General features: G+C 66.6%; 18 protein-coding genes and 1 pseudogene. 8 read left to right on the plus strand and 11 right to left on the minus strand.

Annotated features, from left to right (window positions below):
- Positions 1-119: 119 nt before the first annotated feature.
- Positions 120-602, minus strand: coding sequence for a DUF2695 domain-containing protein (locus AC2W7K_RS08180; RefSeq protein WP_211977852.1), 483 nt, complete (start codon positions 600-602; stop codon positions 120-122).
- Between the two features lie 202 nt (positions 603-804).
- Here AC2W7K_RS08180 and AC2W7K_RS08185 point away from each other — a divergent pair, with 202 nt between their 5' ends.
- The gene (locus tag AC2W7K_RS08185; RefSeq protein ID WP_198498469.1) at positions 805-1,692 is read left to right on the plus strand and encodes a carbohydrate kinase family protein; all 888 of its coding nucleotides are present in this window, start codon (positions 805-807) and stop codon (positions 1,690-1,692) included.
- Here the strand turns inward: AC2W7K_RS08185 and AC2W7K_RS08190 are convergent.
- A complete protein-coding gene (locus AC2W7K_RS08190; RefSeq protein ID WP_232623558.1) occupies positions 1,682-2,224 on the minus strand; it encodes an SRPBCC domain-containing protein in 543 nt (180 codons plus the stop codon). The two genes, AC2W7K_RS08185 and AC2W7K_RS08190, sit on opposite strands and share 11 nt — an antisense overlap.
- Before the next feature lie 221 nt (positions 2,225-2,445).
- Positions 2,446-2,937, minus strand: a complete 492-nt coding sequence (locus AC2W7K_RS08195) for a winged helix-turn-helix transcriptional regulator (protein ID WP_198498467.1) — start codon at positions 2,935-2,937, stop codon at positions 2,446-2,448.
- Positions 2,938-3,029: 92 nt separating this feature from the next.
- Here AC2W7K_RS08195 and AC2W7K_RS08200 point away from each other — a divergent pair, with 92 nt between their 5' ends.
- The gene (locus AC2W7K_RS08200) at positions 3,030-3,620 is read left to right on the plus strand and encodes a dihydrofolate reductase family protein (protein ID WP_486005993.1); all 591 of its coding nucleotides are present in this window, start codon (positions 3,030-3,032) and stop codon (positions 3,618-3,620) included.
- Between the two features lie 39 nt (positions 3,621-3,659).
- Here the strand turns inward: AC2W7K_RS08200 and AC2W7K_RS08205 are convergent, their stop codons facing one another.
- Positions 3,660-4,346: an SDR family oxidoreductase gene (locus tag AC2W7K_RS08205; protein ID WP_198498465.1), complete on the minus strand. Its 687-nt coding sequence runs from the start codon at positions 4,344-4,346 to the stop codon at positions 3,660-3,662.
- Between the two features lie 189 nt (positions 4,347-4,535).
- Here AC2W7K_RS08205 and AC2W7K_RS08210 point away from each other — a divergent pair, with 189 nt between their 5' ends.
- Positions 4,536-5,030 (plus strand): mycothiol transferase, encoded by a 495-nt coding sequence (locus tag AC2W7K_RS08210; RefSeq protein ID WP_198498464.1) that lies wholly within the window; start codon positions 4,536-4,538, stop codon positions 5,028-5,030.
- Positions 5,031-5,045: 15 nt separating this feature from the next.
- Here the strand turns inward: AC2W7K_RS08210 and AC2W7K_RS08215 are convergent, their stop codons facing one another.
- The 4 genes from AC2W7K_RS08215 to AC2W7K_RS08230 are packed head-to-tail and all read right to left on the minus strand — an operon-like array spanning position 5,046 to position 7,309.
- Positions 5,046-5,444: a DoxX family protein gene (locus tag AC2W7K_RS08215; RefSeq protein ID WP_198498463.1), complete on the minus strand. Its 399-nt coding sequence runs from the start codon at positions 5,442-5,444 to the stop codon at positions 5,046-5,048.
- A 51-nt stretch (positions 5,445-5,495) separates the two neighbouring features.
- Entirely contained in the window at positions 5,496-6,218 is a 723-nt protein-coding gene (locus tag AC2W7K_RS08220; protein ID WP_198500939.1) for a class I SAM-dependent methyltransferase, read from the minus strand.
- Complete coding sequence (locus tag AC2W7K_RS08225) at positions 6,211-6,750, minus strand: GNAT family N-acetyltransferase (RefSeq protein WP_198498462.1); 540 nt, start codon at positions 6,748-6,750, stop codon at positions 6,211-6,213. Before AC2W7K_RS08225 ends, AC2W7K_RS08220 begins: the two co-directional genes overlap by 8 nt.
- Positions 6,737-7,309, minus strand: coding sequence for a GNAT family N-acetyltransferase (locus AC2W7K_RS08230; RefSeq protein ID WP_198498461.1), 573 nt, complete (start codon positions 7,307-7,309; stop codon positions 6,737-6,739). Before AC2W7K_RS08230 ends, AC2W7K_RS08225 begins: the two co-directional genes overlap by 14 nt.
- 178 nt (positions 7,310-7,487) lie before the next feature.
- Between AC2W7K_RS08230 and hchA the strand changes: the two genes are divergently transcribed.
- Positions 7,488-8,348: a glyoxalase III HchA gene (gene hchA / locus AC2W7K_RS08235; protein WP_198498460.1), complete on the plus strand. Its 861-nt coding sequence runs from the start codon at positions 7,488-7,490 to the stop codon at positions 8,346-8,348.
- Positions 8,349-8,442: 94 nt separating this feature from the next.
- Here hchA and AC2W7K_RS08240 read toward each other — a convergent pair whose 3' ends face one another.
- Complete coding sequence (locus AC2W7K_RS08240; RefSeq protein WP_198498459.1) at positions 8,443-8,910, minus strand: acetyltransferase; 468 nt, start codon at positions 8,908-8,910, stop codon at positions 8,443-8,445.
- A 314-nt stretch (positions 8,911-9,224) separates the two neighbouring features.
- Positions 9,225-10,241 (minus strand): annotated as a pseudogene (locus AC2W7K_RS08245) (MFS transporter); the annotation flags it as partial.
- Positions 10,242-10,295: 54 nt separating this feature from the next.
- On the opposite strand from AC2W7K_RS08245, the gene AC2W7K_RS08250 reads away from it, so the two are divergent.
- From AC2W7K_RS08250 to AC2W7K_RS08265, 4 genes are all read left to right on the plus strand, one after another.
- On the plus strand, positions 10,296-11,231 hold the full coding sequence (locus AC2W7K_RS08250; protein WP_486005994.1) for a LysR family transcriptional regulator: 936 nt from the start codon (positions 10,296-10,298) through the stop codon (positions 11,229-11,231).
- 161 nt (positions 11,232-11,392) lie between these two features.
- Positions 11,393-12,529 carry a glycerol dehydrogenase gene (locus tag AC2W7K_RS08255; protein WP_486005995.1) on the plus strand — a complete coding sequence of 379 codons (1,137 nt, stop codon included), beginning with the start codon at positions 11,393-11,395 and terminating at the stop codon, positions 12,527-12,529.
- 191 nt (positions 12,530-12,720) lie between these two features.
- Entirely contained in the window at positions 12,721-13,137 is a 417-nt protein-coding gene (locus AC2W7K_RS08260; RefSeq protein WP_198498455.1) for a GNAT family N-acetyltransferase, read from the plus strand.
- A gap of 133 nt (positions 13,138-13,270) precedes the next feature.
- Positions 13,271-13,540: a DUF3263 domain-containing protein gene (locus AC2W7K_RS08265; protein WP_198498454.1), complete on the plus strand. Its 270-nt coding sequence runs from the start codon at positions 13,271-13,273 to the stop codon at positions 13,538-13,540.
- Between the two features lie 25 nt (positions 13,541-13,565).
- Here the strand turns inward: AC2W7K_RS08265 and AC2W7K_RS08270 are convergent, their stop codons facing one another.
- Complete coding sequence (locus tag AC2W7K_RS08270; RefSeq protein ID WP_486005996.1) at positions 13,566-14,714, minus strand: heme-binding protein; 1,149 nt, start codon at positions 14,712-14,714, stop codon at positions 13,566-13,568.
- Between the last annotated feature and the right edge of the window lie 53 nt (positions 14,715-14,767).

The raw sequence follows: 14,767 nt of genomic DNA on the forward strand, positions 1-14,767 counted from the left end.
ATCGGCAGAAGTGAGCATTCTTTCGGACCGGCTGCTGAGGGACTCCGCGCAGCCTGTCCGCGCAGCCTCTCTGCACACCCCGGTGCCGCATTGCCTGCGCGGTCCCCCGGGGGTTCGCCTCACCATCGGCGTTGTCTCCTCCAGTTTCCGCACGGCTGCGTGGATCCGCGCCGCACGAACTGACAGCAGAGGTAGATGTCGGAGGGTGCATTCTGCCCGCCCGTGGTGTCAGCACGAGCCGGATCCATCGGCAGCGCACCTGCGGCCTCGAGCTCCTCAACGCTCATGCGCGTGCCGATGGCCTCGGCCAGAGGCCCGCGCATGAGCAGCGGTCGCTGTGCGAACGCATACGCATTGAGGAACATCTCGCAGTCACAGCAGCATGCGCCCATGCTGCCCAGACGTGCGAGGAGAGCCGTCGCCCGTGGTGCCGTGCTGTCGCGGAAGCTCTCGGCGAAGCGGTGCGTGCCGTTGCAGCCGAACTCCCCGAGCTGTCGGAAGACGTAGCACACGAGACATTCGCCTGGTCGGGGATTGAGGATGCGAGCCGACGCCGTGTCGATGACCTGCCTGATCTCTGGGTTCTCCGTGATGTTGTCCATGACCTCACGGTGCCATCCGGCACTGACATGAGAGAGATTCAGGCCACAGAGAGTTTCGAGTCGCGTGCGATTCTCCTTCCCCGATGTGCGATTGCTCGAGACGCCCGCACCGGCCGCTGCCCCGGACAGCGCATCGGGCGCGGTCCCCGCGCGATCGGAGGAACCGGCGTCGACGACCACCGCCGCTCCATAGACTGGGGTGATGACCACTCTCGTCATCGGTGAGGCCCTCATCGACATCGTCTCGACTCCCGACGCACCCGACAGGTACGCCCCTGGAGGCGCGCCGGCCAATGTCGCGCTCGGCCTCGGTCGCCTCGGTGACGAGGTCGCCCTGCTCACGGACCTCGGAGATGACTTCCACGGCGGATTCGTCCTCTCCCACCTGCGGGCCTCGAACGTCACCGTCCATGCGACCCCTCAGGGTGCGACCTCGACGGCGCGCGCGACCCTCTCCGCCGACGGGTCGGCCGAATACGACTTCCACCTGCGCTGGAATCCCGATCCGACACCGGTCGCAGAGGAGCCGTGGGAGGCCATCCACATCGGCTCGATCGCGGCATTCCTCCCACCCGGCGCGGAGACGATCGACGCCCTGCTCGACAACCGTCACCCATCCACTCGACTGGTGACGTTCGACCCGAACATCCGCCCGACGATCATCGGCGAGCGGACGGCGGCACTGGCCCGATTCGAGGAGCTCGCCGCACGCGTCGACGTCCTCAAGCTCAGCGATGTCGATGCCGAGTGGCTCTATCCCGACCTCGCTGAAGAAGCGCAGGTCGATCGTCTGCTCGGCCTTGGTCCGGACCTGGTGGCGATGACGCGCGGAGGTGAGGGCGCAGTCCTGGCGACCGCCTCGGCGCGGGTGACGGTGGCTTCGGCTCCGGTCGACGTCGCGGATACGATCGGCGCAGGGGACACGTTCATGGTCTCCCTCATCCACGATCTGCATGCCGCGACGTCAGCGGTGTCCGACCTCGGCACTGCGGAGCTGACGTCATTGGGCGACAGGGCGTCGGCGTTGGCCGGGATCACCGTCGGCCGTACCGGCGCCGATCTTCCGTGGGCTGCGGATCTCACGAACTGAGGAATTCGGCGAGCTGTCGCAGGCAGATGTCGTGGCCGTTCCGGTGGCCGTCGATCATTCCCTGACCGACGAAGGAGACGACCTGGTCGACGAGCTCGACTCTGGTGCCCGCTGAGGTGGCTGTCAGGGTCCAGGTGATGATGGCGGTCGAGAGGATCTCATCGTCTTTGGTGAGAGTCTCGGTGGTCACGATGTAACGCTGCGGCAAGACAGCGCAGTACTGCCCAGTCGATGCGAACTCCAGTGCTCCAGGCGCCCCGCAACGGGCGCTGATCGATCCACCGGGGCGGAATTCGTCGATGTCGCAGACCATCTCCTCCCCTTCGGGGACTCCCCACTGCACACGCTGATCTGTATCGGCGAAGGCGGCCCACACTGTCGAGACCGGGTGTTCGATATCAGCACCGAGGCTGATCGTCGCGGCCACAGGTGCTCCCTGAGCGTCTGCGAGCTCACTCACCGAAGACCACCACCTGGTTTCCGTCCGGACCGGCGCTCGGGAGAATGCGGCACGAAGAGCCGGGAATGCCATTCGGTCGCTTGCTCCTCGCTGCCGACTCTGATGTCGGCCATGAGTCCGCTCACCATGATCGCTCCTTCGGGATCAGTATCGGGATCAAAGCGATTGCATTATGCAACTGCTTATTCCATGGAACCACACCTTGAAGGATCGGACAACAGAATCGTCCCAGCGACCTCAGCACGGCAATCCCCGATCACCGGTGCCGGCCGCAACCAGGTTCGACGACCGACTCAGCTTCCGGCGATCTCCGCTTTGACAGCAGCCTGCAGCCGTTCTGAAGCGCGCGGTGAAGCCGGATCGGGACGCGGAACGCCGAGGTGAGTCTCCCTCAGCTCCTCCATGAGGCCGGAGACGAGCTGGGGGTCGTCGGTCATGAGTCTGGATCGGATCGTCAGCTCCGGTGAGGTCTCGCGGTGGGTCATCCCCCAGGTTCCGAGTGCAACCATGACCGGCAGGGTCTGGATCCCCGCCTCGGTGAGCGAGTATTTCGCCTTCTGACCGCGGACCGCCTCCGCCTTGGTCAGGAGCCCTTCGTCCACCAGTTTCCTCAGTCGGCTGGCGAGCATGTTCGAGGCGATGCCCTCGTTGTTCTGCGTGAGCAGCTCCCGGAAGTGGCGGCGACCGCCGAAGACGATGTCGCGGAGGATGATGAGGCTCCACGAATCGCCGAGCACCTCGACGGCGGCATTGATCGCACAGCCCGACCTCGGTTGCCCAGCCACGCATCCTCCTTCAAGTGATTGTGTTCTGCAAGTGCATCATCCTACGCTGGGTTCCATTGTCACCGACAATCGACCTGCTCCGGAGGCCAACGATGTTCCGCACGCGCATTCACAATCTCTTCGTCTCCCTCGACGGCTTCGCCGCGGGCGATCACGTCACCTTCGATGAGCCCATCGGCGACGCGGCGGCGCTCTTCTCCCGCTTCGACGGTCGCGTCATCATGGGCATCGATCGCGCTGATGCTCCGATCACCGTCGACCGTGCGCTCTTCAGCATGTGGGGGCAGGGCATCGGCGCCGAGATCATGGGCCGCAAGAAGTTCGGCCCCCAGACCGGGCCGTGGCCCGACGACGGCTGGCAGGGGTGGTGGGATGATGCGCCGCCGTTCGCGACTCCGTGCTTCATCCTCACCCACCATCCCCGGCCGCCCATCGAATTCGCCAACGGCACCGTCTTCCACTTCATCGACGCCTACCCCGCCACGGCCCTGGAGACGGCGAGGGCCGCCGCGGGCGGACGCGATGTCCGGCTCGGCGGCGGCCCGTCGACGATCAGGCAGTTCCTCGACGCCGACCTCGTCGACTTCATGCACACGATCACGGTGCCGGTCGTCCTCGGCACCAGGGTGCACCTGTGGGACGATCCCGGCGTGCTCGACGAGCGCTTCGCACTCGAGTCGTGAGCACGCCGAGCGGGCTGACTCACCGGCTGTGGAATCGGCTCAGCTGAGCGCCTCGGCGAGCGGGGTCGCACCGTCGTAGAAGTTCACGGTCTCCCGCACGTCGGCGTCATTGGCGATGACGTAGGTGATGACATCGGCGACGAGCTCACGCGACGTCTCCGCCTGCCCCTCACCGGGGGTGCGGCCGTCGATGTCACCGCGTTCATCGGCGATGACGACGGCGCCCGGCGAGGGATCGAGGGTGAGATGACCCGGCCCGAGGATCGTGTAGTCGAGCGGGCTCTCACGCAGGTAGGCGTCCGCGCCGTGCTTGGCCTCGACGTACGGGTAGAACGCGTTCGACGGATCGACGCGGTCGCGGTCGACGCTCGCACTGGCAAAGGAGACCATGACGAAGCGCTTGACTCCGGCCTGTTCGGCGGCGTCGATCGCGCGTTTGGCGGCCTCGAGGTCGACGGCCTTGGTCCGCTCGGGGCTGCCACCGCCGGCCCCTGCGGAGAAGACGATCGCCGCGGCACCGGCGAACACCTCGGCGAGGGCATCGGTGTCCGCGGTTTCGATGTCGAGGACGACCGGATTCGCCCCGGCGGCTTCGACGTCACCGGCCTGGTCGGGGTTGCGGATGACCGAGTCGACGGTGAAGCCGGCGGCCGTGAGCTTCGGGGCCGCCAGCAGGGCGACCTTCCCGTGTCCGCCGAGGATGACGACGCGACCTGAGTCAGACATGTGCTTGCTCCTTCGTTGACGATGGGTGGTGCCCACAACAGCCGCGACCGGCGATGATTTATTCCGCCGAGGCGGCCCGGCGTTTGGTGCCGATCGCGTGCGATCGCTGTCATCCCGGGGAAGGGACGGTCTGAAGAATTCTGTGCGCGGCGCCTCTCGAACCGGCCCTGCCGGAGCACAATGGGAGGCATGACGATCACTGAGCTCTTTGCCGATGTCGCCAAGCGTCCCCTCGAGACGATCGAGAACCTGCCGACTCTCACTCCCGAGGAGCTCAACGCTCACCCCGGGTCCCATCCCAATTCGGTCGCGTGGCTGCTGTGGCACATCGGGCGCGAGGTCGATGTCCAGCTCGCCGGCCTCACCGGGGAGGATCAGGTGTGGGAGCGGTTCCGCGACCGCTTCGACCTCGGTCCGATCGGCGACACCATCGGCTACGGGCACACACCCGAGCAGGCCTCGGAGATCGTCGTCAACGACCAGGGACTCCTCGTCGACTACGCCACTGCTGCGCTGAGCGCCCTCATCGACTACGCGAACCGGCTGAGCGCGGAGGACTTCGACGCCGTCATCGACGAGCACTGGACTCCCCCGGTGACCCGCGGCGTCCGTCTCGTCTCGATCGTCGACGATGCCGCCCAGCACGCCGGGCAGGCGGCCTATGCCGCCGGGATGCCGCGCTGACCTCTGCTGATCCCTCTACGCCAATCCGACGAGCGTCGGGATCGCGATCGGACCGGCACCGAAGACCGCGATCACCGCGGCGAGCGTGAGGAGGAAGAGGTCGTACTCCCACCCGTTGTCGGCGGCCCAGTACTTGCTGTGCCACCGGAAGTTCTGCATCGAGATCGTGATGAGCATGAGCACGACGACGCCGATGCCGGCGAATTGGGCGAGCACACCGGTGGCGAAGGACAGGGCGGCGGCGAACTCCGCGATCGGCACGAACCAGGCCAGCGGCAGGGGCAGGCCGTCGTTCTTCGCGAAGCGGCGCACGTCCTTGAGCTTGAGCAGTGATTCGTGGAAGAACGTGAAGGCGAGCAGACCGCGCACCAGGAGCAGGACGACGGCGATGACGAGCGGCGGCGCGGTGAACACGGCAGACCCCCTTCTGCGCGGACGGCTGACCCGACGCAGTCTACGCGCCGATCACACTGCTTGCGCCTCGATGATGATGAGCGGTTCGGTTCCGACGAATGGTCGGCGTGACCAAGAACCCCACACCTCGGTGACGGTGAACCCGGCTACGGTCAGCTGTGCTTCCAGCGTTTCCCTGCTGCGGAAGACGAAGGTCTCGTCCTCGACGAGGACCTCATCGGTGTCGGCGAAACGATTCGAGAACCGGACGTGGATGCGACCTTCGCCGAGGTCGTCGACATCGGCCCATTCCTCCAGCGGCCCGTGTCCGGTCATCCGCGTCGTCGCCTCGGGCTGCGACCACGTCTCCCACGCGCGGGCACTCGGATTGCGGCTCTCGAAGGCCAGGACTCCATTTGTGCGCAGTGCAGCGCGGACGTCGAGGAGAGTGCCCTGCCAGTCGGGGTCGCTGATGTGCTGGGCGACGTTTCCCGACATGATGACGAGGTCGAAGCGCTCGGCCGGGACCGCAGTCGAATCGCCGTTGATCCATTCGACGCGCTGTCCTTCATCTCGACTCGCCGCGAAGTCGATCATCGCGGCCGACGGATCGATTCCGACGACTCGGCGTCCGTCCACGGCGAGTGAGCGCGTGAGCAATCCCGTCCCGCAGCCGAGGTCGAGGATCCGTCGGGCACCCATTCGGTGAGCGAGCGCACGGAAGTGCTCGTGGTCGGCGCCGCCGGGATTGTCGCTGTCATAGAGCTCGACGATCCACGGATGGTAGTCAACCATCATCACTCGCCAGCGAAATTGAACGTCGTCCACGGCCAGGACGGAGCGGCGGCTCGGCCGTCCGCATCCATCGCACCTCCCCGTCGACGACGGTGTCGGTGGCGTTCATGCCGAGGCTCTCCGCGATCCGCTGCGAGGCCGTGTGGGCGGGGTGGATGTGGGCGATGATCTCACCGACTCCGTCATCGACGAGGTCGGTCATCAGCCTCGTCGCCGCCTGCGTGGCGATGCCCTGCCGCTGCCACGGGGTTCCGACCACCCAGGCGATCTCCGCTGTGCCGCCGGCCTCGGTCACGGTCGCCTGAACATAGCCGACGGGCTGACGCTGCACACCCCATTCGATGATGAGGTTGATCCACTCTTCGCTGCCATCCGATGAGCGTCCGCGCACTTGGGCGGCGTACTGCTTCACCAGGGCCTCGCGGGTCGGCGGGCGGCCGCCGGTGAACTCGTAGAGCGCGGGATCGGCGAGGACTGCGGCCATCACCTCGGCGTCCTCGACGCGCAGCGGACGCAGCTCAATCCGGGTCATGCTCCCACTCCCTCCGCAGCAGACCGTAGACCCAGGAATCGGAGACCACACCAGCTACGATGCAGTCCTCGCGCAGGGTCCCCTCCCGGCGAAAGCCGAGCTTCTCGAGCACGCGGGCCGAACCGATGTTGCGCGTGTCGGCTTCGGCCTGCACGCGATTGAGGTCGAGGGCGTCGAACGCCCATGCCAGCAGAGCCCGGGCCGCCTCGGTCGCGTAACCGCGTCCCCAGACCTCCTCGGCGAAGCAGAATCCCAGGGATCCGCTCCGGAAATCGGGGTTCCAGCTGTTGAACGTGACCCAGCCGATGAACGCGGCGTCTTCGTTCCGCTCGACGGCCACCCGTGCACCGGTCCCGTTCTCCGCCATGCTCCGGCAGCCGGCCATGAAGCGCGCGATCATCGTCCGGTCGGTCCACGGCGGTGAATCCCAGTACTCGAGCACCCGCGCATTCGACTGCAACTCATAGAGCGCCTCGGCGTCGGCATCAGCGAACGGCCGCAGGCGAAGACGGTCCGTGGTGAGCGTCGGGGTCGGGAGCATCGTTGTCGCCGGTGACATGGGCTCATCGTGTCACATCCGCTGGGCTCACAGCCGATTCCCGGCCCCCGGGGCGCCGCCGGTCCCTTGTGTACGCACTCACGGTCAACTAGGTTGAAGCCGTACCGAGCAGCAAGATGCCTTGCACATCTGCTGCCAGCCGGGGACAACCTCGGCGACACTCTGCGGAAGGAATCCCATGGCCAACTCAGCACAGGACCGCCAGCCCACCCCGGACCCGGCGGAGAACAACGCCTACTTCCCGTCGCCGTACTCGCTGTCGCAGTACACGGCGCCGACGACCGATTTCGACGGCCTCGGCACCGACGAGACGTACACGGGCGGCAAGTGGAAGGTGCTCGTCATCGCCACCGACGAGCGCTACATGCTCATGCAGAACGAGACGTTCTTCTCCACCGGCAACCACCCCGTCGAAACGCTCCTGCCGATGTACCACATCGCCCAGGCCGGCTACGCGATCGACATCGCGACCCTCGACGGCGAACCGGGCAAGTTCGAATGGTGGGCCTACCCGAAGGACGACGAGGCCGTCACCGCGGAGTGGGAGGCGACGAAGGAGGCGTTCAAGGCGCCGAAGAAGCTCACCGAGGTGCTCGAACAGGGTCTCGACGACTATGCGGCGATCTTCATCCCCGGCGGTCATGGTGCGATGAACGGCATCCCCTTCAGCGCCGTCCTCGGCGAGACCCTCGACTACTTCCTCGACAACGACCGGCTCATCATCACCCTCTGCCATGGCCCGGCCGCACTGCTGGCCTCCGGTGTCGGCCGCGATGAGAACCCCTTCGCCGGATACCGGATCGTCGCCTTCCCGGACACCCTCGACGAGGGCGCGAACATCGAGATCGGCTACCTGCCGGGCAAGATGCCGTGGGCGCTGGGGAAGGCGCTGACGAAGGCGGGCATCGAGATCGCGAACAAGGACATGACCGGAGCGACGACGCGCGACCGCAACCTCCTCACCGGCGACAGCCCCCTCGCGGCGAACCAGCTCGGAAAGGACTCCGCGCAGGCGCTGCTCGAGCAGTTCGGGAACTGACCCCGGTCGGGCGCCGTCGCCAGTGCCGGGGCGCTCAGCCGCGGGGCGCGTTGGCGCGGGGCGCTCAGTTGCGGGGCACGCTGTCCCGGGGCACTTAGTCCCGCGTCACTCCGTCCCGGGCCAATGTCATGTGAAGCAGCGGATACGGCAGTCCGGCGGCGTCGACGGGGCTGCGTCCGGTGACGGTGAAGCCTCGACTCAGATAGAACCCGTAGGCCTGCTCATTCTGCTCGTTGACGTCGACGGCCGTCACATCGTCGGCGGAGATGACATGGTCGAGAAGCCTCGTCCCGACTCCCTCGCCTCGGTGGTCGGCGTCGATGAAGAGCATCTCGAGGCTTCCATCGGCGGTGCCGGCGAAGCCGACGGCGACTCCGCCGCGCTCGGCGACGGTGAGACGGACATGCGGGAAGTAGTCCGAGGCCAGCCGCTCCTCGATGGCGTCGCGGTGGTCGTCGGCGAGGAAATCGTGCGTCGCGAGCACCGACGAACGCCAGATGTCGACGAGCCGCGGGTAGTCCTCGGCGCCTCGTGCCGGGCGGATGAGCAGGGAGTCGGCCATGGCGACCACCTTAGTCGACCACGGGCGCTCATCCGCGCACAGTCCCCGACCGTCCCGCGCCGAGGACGGTGCTGAGACCGAGCCCGGCGAGCACGATGACGAGGATGGCGCTCAATCCGATCATCGCCGTCGTCGACGGCAGGACGGTGACCGCCAGGCCCAGGCCGACGACGGGGACGATGAGACCGAGGTAGGCGACGAGGAAGAGACCGGCCAGGGCCGCTCCGCGACGGTCCGCCGAGGTGGTCGCGAGGATCGTGCCGACCGCGCCCTTGAAGAGGAAGCCGCGCGCGCGCGACCGCTCCTCCGACGAGGAAGAGCACGAGGCTGGCCGAGACCGTGCCGGCGACGAGGAAGCCGAAGCCGAGGATCTCGGCAAGCACTCCGACCCTCAGCCGCACCGGGGGTGCCATCCGCTGGGTCGCGGTCTGGGCGAGCGCGGCGGCGGCGAAGACGACGAACGTCACCGCACCGGCGATGAGTCTGCTGGGTTCGTGGAGCGCCTCGGCGAGGAACTCCGGGGTCACCGAGGTGAAGACACCGAAGACGGAGAAGGCCGCCAGTGCCGCGACGGCGGCCTGCCAGAAGCCGCCCCCGGCCCCGCCGGGAAGCTGGGGCCGGTAGCTCGGACGCGACGGCTGCACGTCGACGGTCTCGGGGGCAAGGGCGACGGCGACGATCGACGCGATGAGGAGGACGAGGAACACGAGGTAGGGCACGACGAGGGGGCCGGTGACGTATTGGGCGAGGAAGCCGGCGATCAGCGGGCCGAGTCCGAGCCCGCCGATGTTCGCAGCGATCGAGACGACCTCGGAGCGGGCGGAGTCGGTCGCATGCGGGCGGTGGCGGCTGTGGAGTTCGTGGAGGTGCGCCGTCGCCGTGGCGGTGAGCATGCCGATGCCCAGTCCCGAGATGAACCGGGCGGCGATGAGCCCGGGCAGATCCGGCCAGAGGAGGAAGATGACCGCCGAGGCGGCCTCGAGGGCGAGCGCGGGGATGATGATGCGCTTGCGTCCCACCCAGTCGGAGATGTGGCCGACGAGGATGAGGCTGATGACGACGCCGACGGCATAGACGGAGAAGACGATGGTGACGACGAATGTCGAGAAGCCGTCCCGCTCGGCGTAGAGCGGGTAGAGCGGGGTCGGCAGCGTCGAGTAGGCCATGCCGATGAGGAAGGCGGCGGCGACGAGCCAGAAGCCGAGGCCATGTCGGGTGCTCGTCGTCGTGGGCGTGCTGTGCAGTGTCGTCGTCATGCGGGGTCGTGCCTCTCGGTCGTCAGGGGCGCCCATTGGAGGGGCGCTTCTTCCACTGTCCACCCGCTCGGCCATCGTGTCCAACGAATAATTCGGATATGAGAAATCGCCTCGTGCGATAATTGGCGGATGGATCTTCGCCAGCTCGAGTACTTCGTCGCCGTCGCGAATGCGCAGAGCTTCACCCGTGCCGCCGAGTCCCTCCACGTCTCGCAGTCGACCGTCTCGGCGGGGATCAAGGCCCTCGAACGGGAGGTGGGCGTGCCGCTCATCATCAGGACGACGAGGCAGTTCCATCTCTCCCCCGCAGGACAGGAACTCCTCGTCCGCGGGCAGGGGCTTCTCGCCGACGAGCAGGCCGCGCTCGCGGCCGTCCGGCAGGTCGACGGGGTCGTCAGCGGTCGGCTCCGCCTCGGTGCGCCGACGTTCGAGCCTCCGTTCGATCTCCCCGAACTCCTCGCCCGCTTCCGGCAGCGCTACCCGGCGGTCGAGCTGCAGCTGATCTCCTCACCGACCGGGTCGGTGGGGATGCGCCAGGACGTCGTCAACAACCAGCTCGATGCGGCGTTCTCCTCGGATTCCGCGCCCCATCCGGCGCTGTCGGTGCGCGAGATCGCGCGCACTCCGGTCGTCCTCGTCGTCGCAGGCGACCATGAGCTGGTGTCCCGGCGCTCCGCGGCGCTCGCCGACATCGCGGCCGAGCCGTTCATCGACTTCCCACCGGGATTCGGGCTCCGCGCGATCGCCGACGAGGCCTTCCGCGCGGCCGGGCTGCGCCGCTCGGTCATGGTCGAATCATCGACGGCGGCGATGATCCTCGCGTTCGTCCGCAACGGCCTCGGCATCGCCCTGCTCCCCGAATCCGCTGTCGGCGATCAGCCCGGAATCGTCACCCTCGCCCTCAGCGACGCCGACCTGACGTGGACCGTCTCGCTCATCTGCCATGCCCGCCGGTGGCAGCCTCCCGCCCTCGGCGCTCTCATCGGACTCCTCGACGACGCCGAGGCGGAGGACGGCGGCGAAGCCGCCGGCCATGGGGGTCCACGCAGTGCCGGACGTCGCTGACGTGATCGAACAGTCACCTTGTCAGGTGGAGACGCCTCGGCGACGGGCATAGACTGGCCGCGCGCTCCGGCACAGGAGCGATCCCCATCGGCTGACCGACGGGTCTCATCCACGGCTCGCCGCGTCGGCTCGGGAAGCCGCACGCAGGAAGGACAGACCCCATGTACGCATTCTCCAGCCCCTCGCACTACGTCCAGGGGAAGAACGTCATCGCCGACCTCGCCGACCATCTCGCACCCCTCGGCACCACCCCTCTGCTCATCGCCGACGACACCGTGTGGGGTCTCGTCGAAGCCCCGATCGAGAAGAGCTTCACCGACGCGGGCATCGACGTCGTCCGCGAGTCGTTCAGCGGCTTCGCCACCCCCGAGACGATCGACGGACTGGTCGAGCGAATCCGGTCAGGCGGTCACGATGTCATCGTCGGCCTCGGCGGAGGGTCGGCGATCGATTCGGCCAAGGCCGCCGGGCACAAAGCCGGCATCAAGTGGGCATCGATTCCCACCGCGGCGTCCTCGGATGCCCCCACCTCGGGGCTGTCGGTCGTCTACACCGCTGACGGCGAGTTCCTCGAGTACCGCTTCTTCCACAAGAACCCCGACCTCGTCCTCATCGACACCCAGCTCGTGGCCAACGCACCGGTGAACTTCCTCATCGCCGGCATCGGCGATGCGCTCGCGACCTGGATCGAAGCGCGGGCCACGGCACGCGGCACCGGTGAGACGATGTCCGGTGGGCGCCCGACCCAGGCGGGCACCGCGCTGGCGCATCTGAGCTGGGAGATCCTCCACGAAAACGCCCTCGCAGCGATCGACGCGGTCAACGCGAAGACCGTCACCCCGGCCCTCGAGGCCGTCGTCGAGGCGAACACCCTGCTCTCCGGACTCGGCTTCGAAGCCGGCGGCCTGGCGGCTGCCCATGCGATCCACGACGGGCTGACGGCGGCTCCGCAGACCCACGGTCTCGCCCACGGGCAGAAGGTCAACGTCGGCACTCTCGCGCAGCTGATCATGGAAGGCGCCGATGCCGAGGAGATCGAGGACTTCATCGAGTTCACGACCCGTGTCGGTCTGCCCAACACCCTCACCGAGGTGGGGCTGAGTCCTGATGACGCGAAGGAGCTCGAGGCGGTGGCGAAGGCGGCGACCGTGCGGGAGGAGACGATCCACAATATGCCGTTCCCGGTGACCCCGGAGATGGTCGTCGACGCCCTGCGCGCGGTCGAATCCGTCTCCCGCCGGGTGCGGGCCGAGCGCGGACTCCCCGAGCCGAAGAAGTACGAGGCGAAGGGGCACTGAACCTACCGGTCGTCCAGGTCGGGTCAGTCAGGTTGCGGGCGCGATGTCGAAGATATGTGTCGCCGGCGGTGCGGCGGCTGGATCGTGGTCGTCGAACAGTTCGATTGCTGAAACACTCGGGGCGTTCTCGATCGCGTTTCGAGGGCCGCGGAATCTCCCCTGAGCGATGGACACATCGCTAGCATGGCAGCATGACAGTGGATTATCAGCTGGACGACCGTCCCGCGCGGGATGAACTGCTCGCGCTTTACGAATCGGTTGGCTGGTCGAATTACACCACCGATCCGGATCGTCTTGTCGCAGCGATACACGGATCGAGGTGTGTCGTCACCGCCCGGATCGACGGTCAGCTGTGCGGATTGGCCCGTATGGTCGGAGACGGCGCGACGATTGCGTATCTCCAAGACGTCCTCGTCGCGCCTGACTTCCAGCGGCAAGGAATCGGCAGATCACTGGTTTCCACGGTGTTCGAGAAGTTCGAGGACGTGCGCCAGAAGGTTCTCGTCACAGATGATGAACCGAGGCAACACGACTTCTACCGATCCCTGGGGTTCGCAGATTTTGACGATACCGCGCCAAGGCTCCACGGTTTCATCAAACTCAGTTGACAGAGTATGGGATCGATCGTCATCAGCAATCGACGAAGTTCTGCGCCAAATGTTCCTGTCTGCTGATGGCTAGATTTCGTCGCGAGTACTCTGCGTCATCGACCCGACGCTAGACAGACACAGAAAGGGACGAGTGGTTCCAGGCACCGTCAACGAACTCTCCGCGCATGATCGGATGATCCTCGACTTCGAGCGGTCACCGTCAACGGCGGACAATCGCGTGGTTCTGTGCCGTCGCATCGAACTGGCCGTCGAGAGGTATTCTGCTGTCCTCGAAGGACTCGCTGACACCGACGCGGCGTTCGGCTACGCCCCGGATGTCGTCACTCGCATCCGTCGGCTGCGCTCGGAGCGCTTCGCCTTCGAGCGACGGAAGGGCCGCTGGCGCTCGTTCATGCCGTAGGGCGCTCGTTCACGGCGTTGCACAATCAGCCGAAGGTCTTGCGAAGCGTGGCCACCGAGATGTGCGGCCAGCCGACGATGCCCTGGTCCGGCATGAGCAGGATGCGGAAGTTGAGGACGCACATCTGCGCGTATTGGATCTGCATGATCGTCGGCTGGTCCGGATGGGTGAGCCTCTCGACCCACATGGTCGCGTAGACGAGCGTGGTCTGCGCGTTCGGCCCTTTGTCTCCCGTCGGCACTCCCCCGAGCAGAAAGGGCGAGTTCGTCAGGCCACCGTCAGCGAGTTGCGGTTCGATGGTGACGTGCGGACCGTACGGATCGTTCCGGTGTCTGCGGAAGCCGACCTTGGCCTGCGTCATCACGTTGATCGCGACCCCGTCGATCGAGTAACCGGCCTCCACTTTGTCATGGATATCGGCTTGGAGAAGGCGAATGGGATCGTTGACGACATCCTGCATGGGCACGCCGAGGATGTGGTCGGGAAGCGGTGGCTCCGGCGGGTGCGTGTTGTAGGGAGTGCGGGGATTCTCCGGGCCCTCGGCGACGCTGAGGTCGAACTGCTGGAACGGTTTGAGGTGATCGGTGCGTGAGGTCCCAGCCTCCGAGCTGCCGGCTGCGTTCATGATCGCCTCATCAGGAGGTGTCACCCCGGTGATCGGGGTGCTGTTGAAGGAGAGGAAATCCGAGTATCCGTAGGGCTGGTCGCGGATCGGAAGCACGGGTGGCGCACCGGAGAACGGCACGACCGTTCCCTGGGCGTTGAGGGTGTTGCCGTGCGGGATCGACGACATGCGGTAGACGATCTGTCCGTTGGAGGGATTGCGCAGGGGCGGATACTCGGCCGGCGGTTGGATCATCCACATGCCGGGTTCGATGTGCAGCGCGCTGTGGGTGTCCTTGTCGCTGACCTTGTGCAGGTACGTGAGGCCGTGGAGATCGACGCCGTCTCCGCCGCAGGCACGGTTGGGCACCGGTGAGCCGATCGGCGTGACGTCGTAGGTTTCCTCGGTCTGGTTGAGCTGGAGATAGAGATTCGCGCGCCCGGAGTAGTCGGGTCGGGAGATCAGGTTGAATCCGTGTCCGCGCCAGGAGCCTGCGAGTTCCTGCAGACCGCCCAGGCACGAGAGCACATTGCTGTTGTCCGGGCTGAAGCGAACCGTTGACTCTGACATCGCACACTCTCCTTCGAGGAATACGGAATTCTCGGATCGAGCGGGCACGGCGT

This window comes from Brevibacterium sp. LAARM2_SD2 (assembly GCF_057364785.1).

Excerpts from the sequence above, each read along its gene's own strand:
- AC2W7K_RS08200 (WP_486005993.1), top strand. The coding sequence starts at position 3,030 with ATGTTCCGCACGCGCATTCACAATCTCTTCGTCTCCCTCGACGGCTTC.
- AC2W7K_RS08250 (WP_486005994.1), top strand. The coding sequence starts at position 10,296 with ATGGATCTTCGCCAGCTCGAGTACTTCGTCGCCGTCGCGAATGCGCAG.
- hchA (WP_198498460.1), top strand. The coding sequence starts at position 7,488 with ATGGCCAACTCAGCACAGGACCGCCAGCCCACCCCGGACCCGGCGGAG.
- AC2W7K_RS08255 (WP_486005995.1), top strand. The coding sequence starts at position 11,393 with ATGTACGCATTCTCCAGCCCCTCGCACTACGTCCAGGGGAAGAACGTC.
- AC2W7K_RS08210 (WP_198498464.1), top strand. The coding sequence starts at position 4,536 with ATGACGATCACTGAGCTCTTTGCCGATGTCGCCAAGCGTCCCCTCGAG.
- AC2W7K_RS08205 (WP_198498465.1), bottom strand. The coding sequence starts at position 4,346 with ATGTCTGACTCAGGTCGCGTCGTCATCCTCGGCGGACACGGGAAGGTC.
- AC2W7K_RS08225 (WP_198498462.1), bottom strand. The coding sequence starts at position 6,750 with ATGACCCGGATTGAGCTGCGTCCGCTGCGCGTCGAGGACGCCGAGGTG.
- AC2W7K_RS08270 (WP_486005996.1), bottom strand. The coding sequence starts at position 14,714 with ATGTCAGAGTCAACGGTTCGCTTCAGCCCGGACAACAGCAATGTGCTC.
- AC2W7K_RS08190 (WP_232623558.1), bottom strand. The coding sequence starts at position 2,224 with ATGGCATTCCCGGCTCTTCGTGCCGCATTCTCCCGAGCGCCGGTCCGG.
- AC2W7K_RS08260 (WP_198498455.1), top strand. The coding sequence starts at position 12,721 with ATGACAGTGGATTATCAGCTGGACGACCGTCCCGCGCGGGATGAACTG.
- AC2W7K_RS08185 (WP_198498469.1), top strand. The coding sequence starts at position 805 with ATGACCACTCTCGTCATCGGTGAGGCCCTCATCGACATCGTCTCGACT.
- AC2W7K_RS08240 (WP_198498459.1), bottom strand. The coding sequence starts at position 8,910 with ATGGCCGACTCCCTGCTCATCCGCCCGGCACGAGGCGCCGAGGACTAC.
- AC2W7K_RS08180 (WP_211977852.1), bottom strand. The coding sequence starts at position 602 with ATGGACAACATCACGGAGAACCCAGAGATCAGGCAGGTCATCGACACG.
- AC2W7K_RS08220 (WP_198500939.1), bottom strand. The coding sequence starts at position 6,218 with ATGGTTGACTACCATCCGTGGATCGTCGAGCTCTATGACAGCGACAAT.
- AC2W7K_RS08230 (WP_198498461.1), bottom strand. The coding sequence starts at position 7,309 with ATGTCACCGGCGACAACGATGCTCCCGACCCCGACGCTCACCACGGAC.